A 15,418-nucleotide genomic window follows, 5' to 3' on the forward strand; every position below is an offset into this window, starting at 1 on the left:
CTACTCCGTATCGGTTGCTGCTTGTGCCGACTTCGAACCTGGTCGGTTTTGAATTACCCAACCAGCCAGGTTCTTCTGCGCTGATGGGTTCAATGCTAGCGCTCCGGACTCGACATCTCGGCGGATTGTCGAACCTGCTGCGGTGTAGGCGCCATCGCCAACTTTGACCGGGGCAACAAAGACGTTGCCACTGCCGGTTCTGGCCTGCTTGCCTATCTCGGTTCGGTGTTTATTGACCCCGTCGTAGTTGGCGAAAATGGTTCCAGCACCGATGTTTGCACCCTCGCCGATCGAGGCGTCTCCGACATAGCTGAGGTGTGGGACTTTAGCCCCCGGTCCAATTTGGGCGTTCTTGGTCTCAACAAATGCACCGATTTTGCCATCGGCACCTAGTTCTGTGCCCGGGCGAATGAAGGCAAAGGGACCGACGTTTGCACCATCGTGAATCTTGGCACTGGTGGCATCTGCTCTGTTGATTCGAACATTTTCACCAACTTCGACATCGGTCAGGGAGGTGTCGGGTCCGATCACCGAACCCTCCCCAACCGCGGTAAAGCCGTGAAGTCTGGTCCCCGGCAGCAAAGTGACGTCTTTGGCTAGCGACACTGTGACATCAATCCAGGTGCTGGCTGGCTCTTTGATGGTGACGCCAGCCATTTGCCAAGCCCGAATGATTCTGGAATTCAACTCTGCTTCGACCTCGGAAAGCTGAACACGGTCGTTGATACCGGCCACCAACCAGGGGTCGGTAATTTGGTGTGCTGAAACCTTGTGGCCACCCTGGATCAAAAGCCCGACGACATCGGTCAAGTACTTCTCGCCCTGCGAGTTGTTGGTGCCGACCTGCTGGAGGGACTGACGCAAAAGCTCTGCGTCAAATACGTATACACCCGCGTTCACCTCGGCAATTTGGTGCTGTTCTGGAGTTGCGTCTTTTTGCTCGACGATGCCTAACAATTCACCGCGATCGCGAACGATGCGACCGTAGCCGTGGGGGTTATCCAAAACTGTCGAAACTAGGGTTGCTTGATTGCCCTGCTCGCGGTGTATCTCAACCAGGGTTGCAATCGACTCCACATCCAAGAGTGGAACATCGCCTGATAGGACTGCGACATCACCAGAGAAACCCTCCAGCAACTCAAGTGCTGCTTCAACCGCTCTTCCGGTGCCAGGAATCTCATCTTGGATCGCGGTTTGGACATTGGGGTAGAAAGCAGAAACGTAGTTTTCCAAACGCTCACGCTCGTGACGCAGGACAGCAACAACCTTGTGGGCAGAAATCGAGCTGGCGGTCGATAACACGTGCCCGAGGAGCTCAAGGCCTGAGATTCGATGTAGCACCTTAGGGGTGGCGGATTTCATGCGGGTCCCCTCGCCCGCAGCCAGAACAATCACAGCTAGGTTGCTCATTAGCCCTCCTTGCTAGCTCCGCCCCTAGGATTCGAACCTAGACCGGACGCCTCCAAAGGGCGCCGTGCTGCCGTTACACCAGAGCGGAACGAGACTTGGTCTCGGGGGTATAGTCTGCCAGAACCTTGGGGTTTATCCCTCGAGTTTTTCCGATGTCTCTAACCAACTGTTTTCCAGCTCGGCCATGAGGTCCTGGTTTTCCCTCTGGCGCTGCATTAAATTGGTAAGCAGCTCGAAGTTACTTTGATCGGCCCCGGCAAACTGATCGTGAAGAGATTTCTCCTCGGCCCTTGCCTTTTCTAAAGCACGCTCTAACCTTGCCAGCTCTTTCTCAAGGTTTCTTCGCTCAGCCCCTGATAGCCCCTGTGATGGTGCGGAGGTTGAAACGCTCGCTGCAGGTTTAGTCATGTTTTTTCGGAGCTCAAGATACTGATCAACCCCGCGGGTCAGATTACGAACCTTGTTATCTCCCAGCAGCGCGTACTGAGTATCAGTGACGCGCTCCAGCAGATAGCGATCGTGCGAAACGACAATCAAAGTCCCAGGCCAGGTATCCAAGAGGTCTTCCATTGCGGCGAGCATGTCGGTGTCGAGATCGTTTGTCGGCTCATCCAAAATCAGGACGTTCGGCTCGGTGAATAACAGTCTCAGCAATTGAAACCTGCGTCGCTGACCACCTGAGAGGTCAGCGATTGGAGTCTGAAGCTGAGCTGATTCGAAGCCAAGCTGTTCAACCAACTGGCCGGTGGAAAGTTCTTTTTTGCCAACGGTGAAGCTGGTCTTTTCGCGTGCAATCATGCTGAAAATGCGCTCACTACCAAACGCATCTAGCTCCTTGATGTCCTGACTTAGCCAAGCAAAACGAACCGTCTTGCCAATCTTGACCTTGCCGCTGGTTGGTTTTAGCGTGCCGTTGATTAGACCTAGGAGTGTGGTCTTGCCCGCTCCGTTAGCGCCAACAAATCCAATCCGGTCTCCCGGTCCAATAATCAGGTCTATGTCCTTGATGATGGTTCTGCCATCTGGGGTTTGATAGGACACCCCTTCCATCTCAACGACATCTTTCCCCAACCTTGCGGTTGCCAACTTCGATAGCTCGAGAGTGTCTCTGGGAGGTGGCTCATTGGCGATTAGTTCTAAAGCTGCATCGATGCGGAACTTGGGCTTAGCCGTTCGCGCAGGCGCTCCTCTACCAAGCCAGGCGAGCTCCTTGCGCAAGAGATTTTGCCGTCTGGCCTCGATCGCTTGAGCCTGCCGGTTGCGCTCAGCGCGCTGCTGAATGTAGGCGGCGTAGCCACCCTCAAATGGTTCGATCTGTCCGCCGTACACCTCCCACGTGAGATTGCAGACGGCATCCAAGAACCAACGGTCGTGAGTCACAACCAGCAAGCCTCCAGCATTTCGGGACCAGCGGTTATTGAGGTGTTGTGCAAGCCATGCCACGCCATCCACGTCGAGGTGGTTGGTTGGTTCATCGAGCATGATCACGTCATACTCACCGGCCAACAGCGCGGCCAAAGCGACCCTGCGGCGCTGCCCGCCGGATAGCGAGCCAACGCTTTGATGCCAATCTAAATCAGAGATTAGGCCTGCGAAGACGTCGCGAATCTTGGGGTCAGATGCCCACTCAAACTCGGGCCTGTCCCCCACCACAGCCTGAGCCACGCTCAACTCGGAATCAATCTCATCGGTCTGGGTCAGAAACCCAACCCGGATATCTCCTCGCCAGGTGACACGTCCACTGTCTGGCTCCATGCGCTTAGCGAGCACCTTGATAAGAGTCGACTTACCATCACCGTTTCGACCAACGATTCCGATTCGATCGCCCTCGGAGACTCCGACGGTTATCGAATCAAAAACACTCTTGGTTGGGAACTCGAGTGATACCTGCTCGGCTCCTAATAGATGCGCCACTAGCCAAGCCTCGCGCCCAAGTTCGATGTCTTGGTCAGCACAGTTTGAAGACCCATTGCATTTGCCTGGTTTTGAGCTGCCTCAGCCGCTTGCGCGTCGTGGGACGCGAACCAGACTGTTGGACCAGAGCCCGATAAAAAGCCCCCGGGGATGCCAAGGTCTAGGTCCATGATCTTTTTGAGCTCTGGTCTAAGGCTCAGTGCTGCTGGCTCAAGAGAGTTAGACCCCAAAAGCTTTAGGTAGCCGGCCTGCAAATCCTGATCTAGCGCATCGCCGTCTGGGGAGAGCTCATCAAATCTGGTGAAGACATCTTTGGTGCTGAGCGGGAAATTGCTAAACACCAGCAAAACATGCATGGTTTGCACTGGTGTTAGCACCTGGAGTTCAGATCCAGTTCCTGTCCCCAAAGCCGTGCCGCCAAGCAGGGCAAATGGCACGTCTGCGCCGATTGACGCACCCACTGTCGCCAGTCGAGCGGCATCCAAACCCAGACACCAGTGCTCGTTCAGTGCCATGAGCGCCGCGGCGGCATCGGCACTGCCGCCAGCCATGCCACCGGCAACCGGAATCTGTTTTTGAATTTCGAATCTCATCGGTTGTGGATTTGAGATTCCAGCATGCAGGGCCAATGCCTTGGCCGCCCTGACCACAATGTTGCTTTCGTCTCTCGGGACCAGCTCCAAATTCGGTACCTGACCAGATACCACAACCTGCCAGCTCTCGGCTTCAGAAACCGTCACCTGCTCGCTTAGTTCGATTGCTTGATAAATGCTTCGGACCTCGTGGTAGCCATTGGATAACGCCCCGACCTGGAATACCAGGTTGATCTTGCCCTGCGCCAAAGCGGTTGTCATCTAGCCCTCGCGATGGCAATGAATTGCTCGATACCGAGCTCTTCGCCTCTAGCCCGAGGCGAAACACCGGCTTTGATGAGCATCTCCTCGGCCAGAGCTGGAGAACCGGCAAAGTTTGCGAGCGCTTGACGCAGGGTTTTGCGGCGCTGCAAAAATGCTTGGTCGATTGCCTCAAAGACCAACTTTCGCTGCGACTGATCGCGACGAGCGCTGGTGTCAAAGAAGACCAAGGAGGAGTCCACTCCGGGAACCGGCCAAAAGATAGAACGAGCCACGTTTCCCGCCAGCCGAGCCTGACCATACCAAGCGAGTTTGAGCGAGGGTGATCCAAACTCCTTGGATCCCGGCCCTGCCGCGAGACGGTGCGCAACCTCAGATTGGACCATCACTAGACCCTTTTCGATACTTGGAAAAGTCTCTAGGAAGTGAAGTAGCACAGGGACCGAAATGTTGTACGGAAGGTTGGCCACCAAGGCGGTAGGCGGTTTTTGTAACTCCTTGACCTTCATCGCATCGGCCCTAACCAGGTCAACTTTTTTCCCGGGGGCATGCCGGGCAACTGTGGACTCGAGCTCACTAGCCAACAGCGGGTCTATCTCAACCGCGATCATGTAGTCGACTCGCTCCAAGATGCCCAGTGTCAACGACCCAAGGCCAGGACCGATCTCGACCACGACATCTTGGGGGCTGAGGTCAGCTTGTGCGACTATGCGGTGAATCGTGTTCGGGTCAATCACAAAGTTTTGACCCAACTTTTTGGTCGGCCTGATCCCGAGCTTCTCCGCTAGCTCCCTGATCTCTGCAGCTCCGAGCATCAGCTCAAACCCTCAGCCCACGAGCCATAAACCCGCTCGGTGTTTTCATTGATTTGCTTTGCCAGTCGAACCACATCCCACTCCATTAGGTTCGCCATGTAGCGGAGGGTATGAGGTACGAGGTATGGAGCATTGGGTCGGCCGCGAAGTGGCTCTGGAGTCAAAAAGGGAGCATCGGTTTCAATCAAAATCAACTCCGGTGACACCGAAAGCAGAGAGTCTCGAAGGTGCTGGTTCTTTTTGAAGGTGATGTTTCCGGCAAACGAAAGGTACCAACCGTTTTCTTGGCAGATTGAAGCTAGTTCTAGATCACCTGAGTAGCAATGAAAAACCGTTCGCTCTGGGGCGCCAACTCGCTTGAGCGTTTTCACCACATCTGAGTGAGCATCACGATCGTGAATCATCAATGCAATATCGTTCTGCTTTGCAATCTCAATGTGGGATTCGAAGGAGTGAAGCTGGGCCGCGAGAGCGCCATCACCCTCAGTCCTGAAAAAATCCAAACCGGTCTCGCCGATGGCCCTGACTCGGGGCTGGGTAGCGAGCTGGGCAATGCCGGCGATCGCATCATCCAGTGCTGCGCGGGTTTCATAAAGCGGCGCTTCATTTGGGTGCAGCGCGACAGCTGCCAGCAGCATGGGCTCCTTTGAGGCAACCTCGGCCGACCATTGAGAGCTCTCTAAAGTCACCCCGACTTGAACAGCACCCAGCATGCCCACCGCACGCATGGCCTCGAGGTGCTCTGCGACGGTCATCGGAGTCTCGCCATCGGCAATTTCGAGATGAGTGTGATTGTCGTAGGTGCCGACTTCAAGCGCCTCAGGCAACTGAGGGTAGTGAGCGGGCTTTGAGCCGTCGTATGAGGACCTGGTCCTAATCGGTTCCATTTACTCTTCGACTCTGGGGAACAAAACCTCTAGCTCACCAAGCTTTGTGCCGGTGGAGACTAGGTTCCAATCCGCTGCCAGTTGAATTTTTACTGCTGCCAAATCCTGACCTGGGCAAATTGCTGCATAAAGCTTCTTGGTGGCCTTAGGCATGACTGGCGCAAACAACACGCTCAAGGTCGAAATGCCCTGCAGTGCGGTGTTCAAAACTGTGGCTAGGCGATCACGCTTAGTCTCATCCTTTGCCAGAACCCATGGCTCCTGAACGGTGATGTAGTTGTTAAGTTCGTCCACCAGGGTCCAGGACTTTGCAATTGCCTCGTGAATTTGAACCTTGTCGATTGCAGTTTCTGCGCCAGAAACGGCTGCCTTCGCAACGGCAACAACCTGCTGATCGGCCTCGGTCAGAGAGCTGGCCGCGGGGACAACACCATCGAAGTAGCGGTTTACCATCGCGATGGTTCTTGAGGCTAGGTTGCCAAAGCCATTGGCAAGCTCGGCGTGATAGCGAGCGTTTAGGTCTTCCCAGCTAAACGAACCATCGGAACCGAAGCCAATGGCTTTCATGAAGTAATAACGAAATGCATCGGAACCAAACTGATCGGTGATTTGGTTTGGAGCAATACCGGTGAGCTTTGACTTTGACATCTTTTCGCCACCCACCAAGAGCCAGCCATGCCCAAAGACCTGCTTTGGTGGCTGTAATCCGGCAGCCATCAACATGGCAGGCCAAATCACAGCATGGAAACGAAGAATGTCCTTACCAACCACTTGAATATCTGCTGGCCAGAGGGTTGCAAACTTCTCTGGGTCATCAGCCCAGCCGGCCGCGGTTACGTAGTTCAGCAGAGCATCAAACCAGACGTAGGTGATGTGTGAGTCATCCCAAGGAATATCAATACCCCAGTCAAAACGCTCTTTTGACCTCGAGATGGAGAGATCGCTTAGGCCAGAGCGCACAAACGAAACGACCTCGTTGCGGGCGGAGTCAGGCTGGATAAAAGTTGGATTTGCCTCATAGTGCGCGAGCAGCTTGTCCTGGAACTCGCTGAGCTTGAAAAAGTAGTTGGTTTCGTTGAGCTTTTCGACTGGTTTGGAGTGGATTGCACAAACCCGCTCGCCGACATAGTCGCCGGAGCCATCGATCAGGTCACCCTCGTTTTTGTACTCCTCGCAACCCACGCAGTAGTTGCCTTGGAATGAGCCTTGGTAGATAAAACCGGTGTCATAAAGCTGCTGCAGAAACTTCTGCACCGCACTCTTGTGACGCTCTTCGGTGGTTCGAATGAAGTCCTGGTTATCAATGTCAATGGTCTGAAGAAGCGGAAGCCATGACTCGGTTACTAGCTTGTCGGTCCAGCTCTTTGGATCGGTGTTGTTTCCAAGAGCTGTGCGGAGCACCTTCTCACCGTGCTCGTCCGTTCCAGTAAGAAGATACGAGCCCTCGCCGCGCTGAGCGTGCCACCTGGTTAGGACATCCGCCGCCACTTCGGTGTAAGCGTGACCGATGTGCGGAGCATCGTTCACATAGAAGATTGGGGTCGTAACGTAAAAGGACTTGGACACCCGAGATATCTTAGGCTTTCAGCCGCAAGGCAGCATCGTAAATTGCACTGGATGACACCGAGTGAGCCTTGGCTAGTTCCCCAGCAGCCTCTTTCAATCTCATTCCATCGCTAGCCATTTGAAGCGCTAGTGCCGCCAGCGACTCTGGGTCAGCGCTCGTTGGTTCCGCGCCGGCAATCACCAAAACCATCTCACCCTTGGGTTCTGTCCTTGCCCATTCAATAAGGTCCTTTAGGGTGCCGCGCTCGGTGTGCTCAAACTTCTTAGTCAACTCTCTTGAAACAGACGCTTTGCGGTCTGGAGAAAACACACTTGCCGCATCTTCTAAGGACTCCAAAATTCGATGCGGAGCCTCGAAAAAGATCATGGTGCGACGCTCCGATTGAAGATCACCGAACACCCGCTTGCGGTCACCCTGTTTTCTTGGCAAAAAGCCCTCAAAGCTAAATCTGTCGGTTGGCAATCCAGAGACCGCGAGCGCCGCCAAAACCGCACTCGGCCCGGGGACGATTGAAATTTCAATGTCCTCCGCGGCAGCTAGTCGAACCAGCTGAAAACCTGGGTCAGAAACCGTTGGCATGCCGGCGTCACTAACCACGACCAAGTCTTTTGATCTTGCAAGCTCAACCAGTGACTCAATGCGCTCAGACTCGTTGTGCTCGTGGAGCGAAAACAGCTTGGCGTGCAGCTTGATCCCCAGTGCTCCGCAGAGCTGTTTGATAACCCGAGTGTCTTCGGCAGCTAGGTATTCGCAGCTGTCCAAAAGCTCACGCAGACGAGGCGAGGCATCACCAAGATTTCCGATTGGGGTGGCAGCGAGAATCAACACAAGAAGCAAACTAGCATCTAAGGGTGATTGGGCAGCTTACGAAACTTGTTGAAAGGGCGGTCGGCTCTAGACACTTTTTGCTGCTCGGCTCTTTGTTTGTGACCGCTCTCGGTGCACTTTTTAGGTTTGGGAATCTCGCCAATCCAACCAACCTCATCTTTGACGAAACCTATTACGTCAAGGATGCCTGGACGCTCGGTCAAACCGGCACCGAAAAAGACTGGCCTGACAACTTCGATCCAAGCTTTGAGGGGGGCGACTTCACCGGCTACACCGATGTCGCCTCCTATGTCGTTCACCCACCGATTGGCAAGTGGGTCATTTATCTAGGCATGTGGCTCTTTGGAGCAGACTCCAGTTTCGGCTGGCGCTTCTCGGTTGCTCTCCTCGGGACGTTGGCAATACCGCTCATCATCGCAACCGCCAAGCTATTGCTGCGCTCTAATAGGTTCGCCGTTCTGAGCGGCCTGTTCTTGGCCATCGAGGGTCACTCGATCGTGATGTCAAGAACCTCTGTGCTCGATGGCATCCTCGCCTTTTTTGTCCTGCTGGGATTCTTCTTTGTGGTTTTGGACCAAGAGCGATTGCCCCCCGTCCAGAAGGTTTTGACCTTTAGGCCGTGGCTCTTGCTGGCAGGAATATCCTTTGGCTTGGCAGCAGGCACAAAGTGGTCTGGCCTCTATTTCTTGGCAGCCTTTGGACTACTCACCCTGCTCTTAGACCTCTCTAGGAGAGCACATGCCGGGGTGAGGGTCTGGCCAGCCTGGCTGCAGGCAGTGCTGAACGCGATCACGATGTTGGTTGCCGCTGGTTCGGTTTACCTGGTCTCGTGGCTCGGGTGGATCCTCTCATCTGATGGCTGGGGGCGAAATGCAAAACCGAGCTGGTGGGAATCGCTATGGGAATATCACCTGAACGCCTATCGCTTTCACACCGGACTCGGGACCGATCACCCCTATCAGTCGAACGCACTGCAGTGGGTGGTGAGCGCGCGGCCAACGGCATTCTTCTTTGAAAAATATGAGGACTGCAGCTGGCTAGATAACTGCACCGTAGCGATCACAGCGGTGCCCAACATGGCCATCTGGATTGGCGGTGTGATTGCAGCGTTCTGGGCCAGCTACCGAGCGATGCATCGCTTGGACAAAACTGCAGCGTTGATTGCAACTGGTTTCCTGGCCGGATGGGCACCATGGCTTATCTACCTGGAGCGCACCACCTTCCAGTTCTACACCGTGGTGTTCGCAGCGTTTTTGGTTCTCGCGCTGAGCTATGCCCTCCAGCGCTACCTAAGGCGCGGTTACGGACTGCGCCTGGTTATAAAGCGCAGCAGAATAATCGTCGGTTTTGTGCTCTTTACTATGCTTCTTGCGTTGTACTTCGGCTCGATTTGGATGGGTCTTGAAGTTCCACACTGGGTCTGGCAGATCCAGATGTGGTTTCCGTTCTGGGTTTGAGGGTAAATGGATAAGGGTTTGAAGTCGCTGGCCGCGGCTCCACAATCGGTGGTGCTGCTTCTGGCTCAGCTAGTTGCCCGCTTTCCCTTCGGCATGCTCTCTTTGGCATTCATCATTCATATTCAAGATGTGACCGGGTCTTATGCGATCGCCGGTATTGCCCTAGGTGCTGAGACTATTGGCGCATCAATTTCAGGGCCGATCCTCGCCCGCTACATGGCTCGCTTCGGAGTCCGGCGAGTAATTGCGACCGCCACAATCATCACCACCACATCATTCTTGGCAATGGGGTTTGTGCCCCCAGAGCCGCTGCTCTTAGTCTTTTTGTCCTTGATGGTTGGGCTGTCATCGCCACCAATTCAGCCAGCAGCTAGGACCATCTACCCGCAGATCACACCAAAAGCCCTACTCCCCCAGCTCTACTCTCTTGATGCTGCGGCACAGGAGATTATCTGGGTAATTGGACCGCTGATTGCAACATTGGTTGCAGCTCAGTTTGGCAATCTAGCGATGCTGATCACCATTGGTGCAATTCAGATATTCGGCTCGATCTGGATTCTGACCAATAAGTCGGTTGCAACTGCCAAGATCCCGGCATCAAAGACCTCGGTGGGCCGCGTCCTGAAAAATCCAAGCGTCACCGCGGTCACCTTCTTGGGTCTGTTATTCGTGGGATCATTTGCCGGTGTTGAAGTTGGTGCGGTAGCGCTATTTGATAAACCCACCGCAGGCGTGATGTTCGCCGTATTCTCGGTTGGCTCATTGCTCTCGGGCTTCCTATTGGCGCCAAGAGCCAAAGGCCGTGTAGCACTACCGCTATTTCTTGGCATCACGCTCTTGGGCTATGTCCTGATTCCAATCAACTCAGGCGACCCCATCTGGGTCGGTGCAGCGCTCTTCGTTGCAGGCCTCGGGGTTGCTCCGACACTTGGCATCTTGGCGCTCTGGGTCGCTCAGGGCACATCTGGATCTGAGACAGCTGAGGCTTACGGCTGGACTACCACCGGTCAGCTGGTTGGATTTTCAGCCGGGAGTGCACTTGCGGGTATCGCAGTAGATGCCGTCGCACCCCAGGCAGCACTGTTGGTTTCCATCGTCTTTGGTGTTGCGACTCTCTTGGCGGCTTTATTTGCAGCCAAGAGAATTTCCAACTAGCGAGACTTGGTTGTTGCGGCCAAGGACCAAATAGTCGTTACCACCAGCGTCAACACAATCACCGTCAGCGAGAGCTCAGTTGAGATCTCTGGGATAAAGGTGACGTGCTCACCACCGTTGATAAACGGCAACTCATTCTTGTGCAGTGCGTGAATTACGAGCTTTAGACCGATCCAAGCCAAGATGATGCTCAGGCCAATGCTGAGGTACTTCAGGCGCTCCATCAGTCCCCCCAGCAGGAAGTAGAGCTGGCGCAGGCCCAGCAGTGCGAAGACGTTTGCAACGAAAACGATGTAAGGCTCTTTAGTTAGTCCATAGACCGCTGGAATCGAGTCGAGCGCAAAGAGTAGGTCAGTGAAACCGATTGAAATCATCACTAGCAAAAGTGGGGTGATGTGCTTTTTGCCCTTGATCAAAACCACGAACTTGTTGCCGTGGTAGTCATCGGTGGTTGGAACGCGCTTCTTGATAAAGGCAACCAAACCACCGGCCTCATTGGAATCATCCTCACCCTCGTGGAAGAACTCAGCAATCAACTTGGCAGCGGTGAAGACCAAGAATGCACCGAAGACGTAGAAAGCCCAGCTGAAGTTCTCGATGAACGCGGCGCCCAGCAGGATGAAGATGAAGCGCAGTACTAGCGCAATTGCAATACCGATCAGCAGCGCCTGCGAGCGCAATTCGCGCGGCACCACAAACTGGGTGAAGATGATCAGGAATACGAAGATGTTGTCAACACTCAGGCTGTACTCGGTGACCCAGCCAGCGATGTACTCAGCGCCATACTGCGGTCCCCAAACACCTCCGATAACGAAGGTGAACAAAAGGGCCAGGGTCACGTAAATCGAGACCTGGATAGCCGACTCCTTCAGGGTTGGCTCATGGGGGTTTCTGAACTGGTAGATAAAGTCAGCGGCCAGCACACCAACCAAAACCACGATTGTTGCGATCCAAACCCAAAGTTCGACGTTCAAGGGAATTCCGTTCTCCGCCTTAGGCGGAATAATCAACAGGTTGTAATTGTAGGTATTACTGAGAGAAGAGGCGCGCATGCGGGTATTGATTTCTGGAGCATCGGGTCTGATTGGCACCGAGGTTGCCCGCCAACTCAAAGAACTTGGCCATGAGCCAGTGAGATTGACCAGAAAAAAGCCTGCCGCTGAAGGCGAGGTTTATTGGAACCCGGCCAAGGGCGAGCTAGACCCTGCGGTGATAGAAACGATTGAAGCGGTAGTAAACCTAGCCGGCGCTACAACCGGAAAAATCCCTTGGACCAAGAGATATATGCAGGAGATCATCGATTCCCGCATCGACTCCACCCGCACGCTGGTCAAGGCAATCAATAATGCAAGCAATAAGCCAAAGGTCTTGGTTTCCGGATCGGCATCAGGCTTTTATGGGGACTGCGCCGATGAGTGGCTCAGTGAGGAAAGCCCGAAAGGCACCGGCTTTCTCTCTGACCTAGCAGCTCGTTGGGAAGAAGAGGCGAAGAAAGCGAACACTCGAGTCGTGCTGGTAAGAACCACCTTGGTGATGAGCAAGAAGCTTGGAGCACTGGGCAAACTACTGCCAATAATGAAATTCGGCCTCGGCGGAGCCCTGGGCACAGGCAAACAGTGGTGGGCATGGATCTCGCTGGAGGATGAAGCTCGAGCAATTATTCATCTAATTCAAAACGAGCAGGCCTCAGGTGCTTACAACCTGACAGCGCCTGAGCCGGCAACCTGCGAACAGGTCATCAAGGCCTTGGCTAAAGGCCTAAGAAGACCAGCGATTTTCAAAATCCCAACCTTCTTGATGAGAACAGTGATTGGGCTGGCAGCAGAGGAACTTCTACTTTGCTCCCAGAAAATGACATCCCACCGACTTCAGGAATCGGGGTTTGAATTCAAACACCCGACTCTGGAGAAATCGGTGGGATACGTTTTGAGCTAATTACTTAGCAGCTGGCTTCTTAGCGGCAGGCTTCTTTGCTGCTGGCTTAGCTGCAGTGGTTGCCTTCTTGGCTGCAGGCTTGGCAGCGGTTGACTTTGCAGCTGGCTTAGCAGTAGTCGCCTTCTTTGCCGCTGGCTTGGCAGAGGTGGCCTTCTTGGCCGCTGGCTTTGCAGCAGCAGTCTTCGCTGCAGGCTTCGCGGTTCCAGACTTAGCTGCAGGCTTGGCTGCGGTGGTGGTCTTCTTAGCTGCAGGCTTGGCAGCAGCCTTAGCTGCTGGCTTTGCAGCAGCAGGCTTAGCTGCGGCTGGCTTCTTGGCAGCAGGCTTCTTGGTAGTGGTTGCCTTACGGGCGGTTGCTGCGCTCTTCGCTACAGTCTTCGCACCCTTCTCAACAGCGGTGAGGGTCTCCTTGGCAACGTCGGTCGCCAGGTCGGTTGCTGCCTTTACGCTCTTCTCAACGAGAGCCTCAGCCTCCTTGACAACTGCTGGTGCCTCTTTGGCTGCAGTTGAAGAAGTCTTCTTGATTAGATTCTTGATTGAATCGAACAAACCCATTTTTTCGCGCTCCAAATGTTTAGGTGGGGGAAATCGGGAAAAGCCTAAGGTATAAACGCTAAATTGCCCTGCGTCTGGCGAGAATTGCGTCTATCTCGGAACTTGTCAGAGACCTTTTTGGGTTTTGAATCTCAATTACGTCTGCCAAAGGCGCACTCAGTTCACCAATTTGATTGGTTGCCAGTGGAGCTGGAAGACGATTTGGCGTCCACTCGCGGCTTTGTGGTTTTGCCTGACGCTGAGCGCTGTCTCTTATAGCTGCACGCTGACGGTGGCGCTGAGCTGCAAGCTTGGCAGCCTGATTTCCGGCGGCACGTTGAATCAGAAGCGAAAGGGTTGCAATTACCCCAGCAACCGCAAAGGCAAACCACCAGATCCCATCGGAGATTGCGGCCAAGGCGGTGGCAATAACAACCAGCAGGGAGAGTCCAAACAGAACCGAGAAACCGCGCTGCGTGTTTAGCAGTCGACGCAGTCTTTGATCCGCAGAGAGCGGCTGAGCGAGGCGAGCCTCTTTAGCTTCGGCCCGAACCATTTGCTCTGATGCCTTTAGCTGCGAGCGGTTGGCGTAACCTGGCACAAAGATCAGTAACCAGACGACTGCAGCCACTACCAGGCTGATGCCACCTAGACCGATTGAGTTACCCACAAACTAAAAGATATGTCCTTGAGAGAACTTTTGCTTTAAGGACCTTGGCGTGTTTCAAAGCCTGTTCACAATCGGGCCATCAAGCTCCTCTTTGGTGATGGCAAACACTTCATGATCTGACCAGCGACCGTTGATGTTGATAAAGCGCTGCTTGGTCCCCTCGTGCCTTAGACCAAGCTTTTCAACCACTCGCAGGCTTGCCTTGTTCTCAGGCTTGATGTCTATCTCAACCCGGTGCAGGCCATAGTCTCCGAGCAGGTAGTCAATAACTAGCCCGACTGCTTTGGGGGTGATCCCAAGACCTGCAAAATCCCGAGCGATCCAGTATCCGATGGTGCCTGAAGACACCGATCCATGGAGGATGTTTGAAACGTTGAGCTGGCCGACCACTTTGTCTTGATAAAGAATCACGAATGCGAGAGATTCCCCCCTGCGGTGCTGCTTGACGAGTGCACCCACCAACCAGCGCACATCTAGCAAAGTCCGCATCCCAGGAGTCGTTGCCTCCCATGGCTCAAGCCAGTCACGGTCTTTATGCAGCAGATAGTCCAGCACAGGAAAATCAAAACGTGAAAGTGCCCTAACCGCCACGTCACCGTGGTCGAATCGCAGTTTCTCTCGCACGCTGGCAAGATTACCGCTATGCAATTCAGCGATAAAGCTTCTCTTCGGCAACAGATTCTTAGCCAAAGACCGCAATCAAGTGAAGGCTTATTCGCAAACCTGGTTCGAATTGCGATGGAGTTCGAGGCAAAAGCCATTGCCAGCTATGCGCCGCTGAATACCGAACCCGATGTCTCAGATTTCAACGACTGGGTCTTGGCCACCGGCAGGACCCTATGCCTTCCAAGAATCATTGGGGCCGAGATTGAGTTTGCAATCGGTCAGACCGAGCCGGGAGCATTTTCTATCCCTGAGCCAGTAGGTGATGCGATAGACCCAAGCGCAATTGATCTAATCATGGTTCCGGCGTTGGCCGTTGATGCCCAGGGCAATCGACTGGGCAAGGGCAAGGGTTATTACGATCGTGCTCTGACAAGTATCAGTTGCCCAAAGTTTGCAGTGATTTTTGACTCCGAATATTTCGAGAACCTGCCCCATGAGGATCACGACCAAGCGGTAGATGGCGCTATTTCGCCCTCAGCAATCAATTACTTTGCAAGGCCTGAGATTCTCTAGACTTAGTGGCCTCAGGAGGAAAATTGCCAACCTATTCGTATGTCTGCAAGAGCTGTGAACACGCTTTTGACATTCAGCAGTCTTTCTCAGACCAGCCGCTAACTGAGTGTCCTAAGTGTCACGGTGAACTTCGCAAGCAGTTTGGAAACCTTGGGGTGACCTTCAAGGGTTCAGGCTTCTATCGCACCGATTCGGCGAGTTCTTCTAGCTCGAGCG

15 protein-coding genes, 1 tRNA gene and 1 pseudogene are annotated in these 15,418 nt (G+C 54.1%); 5 read left to right on the plus strand and 12 right to left on the minus strand.

Annotated features, from left to right (window positions below):
• From glmU to rsmI, 8 genes are all read right to left on the minus strand, one after another.
• Positions 1–1,410 (minus strand): bifunctional UDP-N-acetylglucosamine diphosphorylase/glucosamine-1-phosphate N-acetyltransferase GlmU, encoded by a 1,410-nt coding sequence (gene glmU / locus OO713_RS04990; RefSeq protein WP_264785008.1) that lies wholly within the window; start codon positions 1,408–1,410, stop codon positions 1–3.
• Positions 1,411–1,426: 16 nt separating this feature from the next.
• Positions 1,427–1,498, minus strand: a tRNA-Gln gene (locus OO713_RS04995).
• A 44-nt stretch (positions 1,499–1,542) separates the two neighbouring features.
• On the minus strand, positions 1,543–3,324 hold the full coding sequence (locus tag OO713_RS05000) for an ABC-F family ATP-binding cassette domain-containing protein (protein WP_264785009.1): 1,782 nt from the start codon (positions 3,322–3,324) through the stop codon (positions 1,543–1,545).
• The gene (gene ispE / locus OO713_RS05005; protein WP_264785010.1) at positions 3,324–4,178 is read right to left on the minus strand and encodes a 4-(cytidine 5'-diphospho)-2-C-methyl-D-erythritol kinase; all 855 of its coding nucleotides are present in this window, start codon (positions 4,176–4,178) and stop codon (positions 3,324–3,326) included. Before ispE ends, OO713_RS05000 begins: the two co-directional genes overlap by 1 nt.
• Positions 4,175–4,993 carry a 16S rRNA (adenine(1518)-N(6)/adenine(1519)-N(6))-dimethyltransferase RsmA gene (gene rsmA / locus OO713_RS05010; RefSeq protein ID WP_264785011.1) on the minus strand — a complete coding sequence of 273 codons (819 nt, stop codon included), beginning with the start codon at positions 4,991–4,993 and terminating at the stop codon, positions 4,175–4,177. Before rsmA ends, ispE begins: the two co-directional genes overlap by 4 nt.
• Positions 4,993–5,880 (minus strand): TatD family hydrolase, encoded by an 888-nt coding sequence (locus tag OO713_RS05015; protein WP_264785012.1) that lies wholly within the window; start codon positions 5,878–5,880, stop codon positions 4,993–4,995. Before OO713_RS05015 ends, rsmA begins: the two co-directional genes overlap by 1 nt.
• Positions 5,881–7,446: a methionine--tRNA ligase gene (gene metG / locus OO713_RS05020; protein WP_264785013.1), complete on the minus strand. Its 1,566-nt coding sequence runs from the start codon at positions 7,444–7,446 to the stop codon at positions 5,881–5,883.
• Positions 7,447–7,456: 10 nt separating this feature from the next.
• Positions 7,457–8,275 (minus strand): 16S rRNA (cytidine(1402)-2'-O)-methyltransferase, encoded by an 819-nt coding sequence (gene rsmI / locus OO713_RS05025; protein WP_264785014.1) that lies wholly within the window; start codon positions 8,273–8,275, stop codon positions 7,457–7,459.
• Positions 8,276–8,298: 23 nt separating this feature from the next.
• Here rsmI and OO713_RS05030 point away from each other — a divergent pair, with 23 nt between their 5' ends.
• Both OO713_RS05030 and OO713_RS05035 read left to right on the plus strand, forming a co-directional pair.
• Positions 8,299–9,732 carry a phospholipid carrier-dependent glycosyltransferase gene (locus OO713_RS05030; protein ID WP_264785015.1) on the plus strand — a complete coding sequence of 478 codons (1,434 nt, stop codon included), beginning with the start codon at positions 8,299–8,301 and terminating at the stop codon, positions 9,730–9,732.
• A gap of 6 nt (positions 9,733–9,738) precedes the next feature.
• On the plus strand, positions 9,739–10,887 hold the full coding sequence (locus tag OO713_RS05035; protein WP_264785016.1) for an MFS transporter: 1,149 nt from the start codon (positions 9,739–9,741) through the stop codon (positions 10,885–10,887).
• Here the strand turns inward: OO713_RS05035 and OO713_RS05040 are convergent.
• The gene (locus OO713_RS05040) at positions 10,884–11,939 is read right to left on the minus strand and encodes a TerC/Alx family metal homeostasis membrane protein (RefSeq protein ID WP_346659305.1); all 1,056 of its coding nucleotides are present in this window, start codon (positions 11,937–11,939) and stop codon (positions 10,884–10,886) included. The two genes, OO713_RS05035 and OO713_RS05040, sit on opposite strands and share 4 nt — an antisense overlap.
• Between OO713_RS05040 and OO713_RS05045 the strand changes: the two genes are divergently transcribed.
• Positions 11,938–12,822 (plus strand): TIGR01777 family oxidoreductase, encoded by an 885-nt coding sequence (locus tag OO713_RS05045; RefSeq protein ID WP_264785018.1) that lies wholly within the window; start codon positions 11,938–11,940, stop codon positions 12,820–12,822. The genes OO713_RS05040 and OO713_RS05045 overlap by 2 nt on opposite strands.
• Here OO713_RS05045 and OO713_RS05050 read toward each other — a convergent pair whose 3' ends face one another.
• The 3 genes from OO713_RS05050 to OO713_RS05060 are packed head-to-tail and all read right to left on the minus strand — an operon-like array spanning position 12,823 to position 14,647.
• Complete coding sequence (locus OO713_RS05050) at positions 12,823–13,374, minus strand: hypothetical protein (RefSeq protein WP_264785019.1); 552 nt, start codon at positions 13,372–13,374, stop codon at positions 12,823–12,825.
• 58 nt (positions 13,375–13,432) lie between these two features.
• Positions 13,433–14,023 (minus strand): hypothetical protein, encoded by a 591-nt coding sequence (locus OO713_RS05055; protein WP_264785020.1) that lies wholly within the window; start codon positions 14,021–14,023, stop codon positions 13,433–13,435.
• A 54-nt stretch (positions 14,024–14,077) separates the two neighbouring features.
• A complete protein-coding gene (locus OO713_RS05060; RefSeq protein ID WP_264785021.1) occupies positions 14,078–14,647 on the minus strand; it encodes a GNAT family protein in 570 nt (189 codons plus the stop codon).
• Between the two features lie 18 nt (positions 14,648–14,665).
• On the opposite strand from OO713_RS05060, the gene OO713_RS05065 reads away from it, so the two are divergent.
• Positions 14,666–15,202 carry a 5-formyltetrahydrofolate cyclo-ligase gene (locus OO713_RS05065; RefSeq protein ID WP_264785023.1) on the plus strand — a complete coding sequence of 179 codons (537 nt, stop codon included), beginning with the start codon at positions 14,666–14,668 and terminating at the stop codon, positions 15,200–15,202.
• A 23-nt stretch (positions 15,203–15,225) separates the two neighbouring features.
• Positions 15,226–15,396, plus strand: a pseudogene (locus tag OO713_RS05070) (FmdB family zinc ribbon protein); the annotation flags it as partial.
• Positions 15,397–15,418: the final 22 nt, after the last annotated feature.

The organism is Aquiluna sp. KACHI24 (assembly GCF_025997915.1).
Taxonomy (GTDB): domain Bacteria; phylum Actinomycetota; class Actinomycetes; order Actinomycetales; family Microbacteriaceae; genus Aquiluna.

Bases quoted from the DNA above. Each gene is read 5' to 3' on its own strand.
- glmU (WP_264785008.1), bottom strand. From the start codon at position 1,410: ATGAGCAACCTAGCTGTGATTGTTCTGGCTGCGGGCGAGGGGACCCGC.
- ispE (WP_264785010.1), bottom strand. From the start codon at position 4,178: ATGACAACCGCTTTGGCGCAGGGCAAGATCAACCTGGTATTCCAGGTC.
- rsmA (WP_264785011.1), bottom strand. From the start codon at position 4,993: ATGCTCGGAGCTGCAGAGATCAGGGAGCTAGCGGAGAAGCTCGGGATC.
- OO713_RS05015 (WP_264785012.1), bottom strand. From the start codon at position 5,880: ATGGAACCGATTAGGACCAGGTCCTCATACGACGGCTCAAAGCCCGCT.
- OO713_RS05035 (WP_264785016.1), top strand. From the start codon at position 9,739: ATGGATAAGGGTTTGAAGTCGCTGGCCGCGGCTCCACAATCGGTGGTG.
- OO713_RS05045 (WP_264785018.1), top strand. From the start codon at position 11,938: ATGCGGGTATTGATTTCTGGAGCATCGGGTCTGATTGGCACCGAGGTT.
- OO713_RS05040 (WP_346659305.1), bottom strand. From the start codon at position 11,939: ATGCGCGCCTCTTCTCTCAGTAATACCTACAATTACAACCTGTTGATT.
- OO713_RS05050 (WP_264785019.1), bottom strand. From the start codon at position 13,374: ATGGGTTTGTTCGATTCAATCAAGAATCTAATCAAGAAGACTTCTTCA.
- OO713_RS05065 (WP_264785023.1), top strand. From the start codon at position 14,666: ATGCAATTCAGCGATAAAGCTTCTCTTCGGCAACAGATTCTTAGCCAA.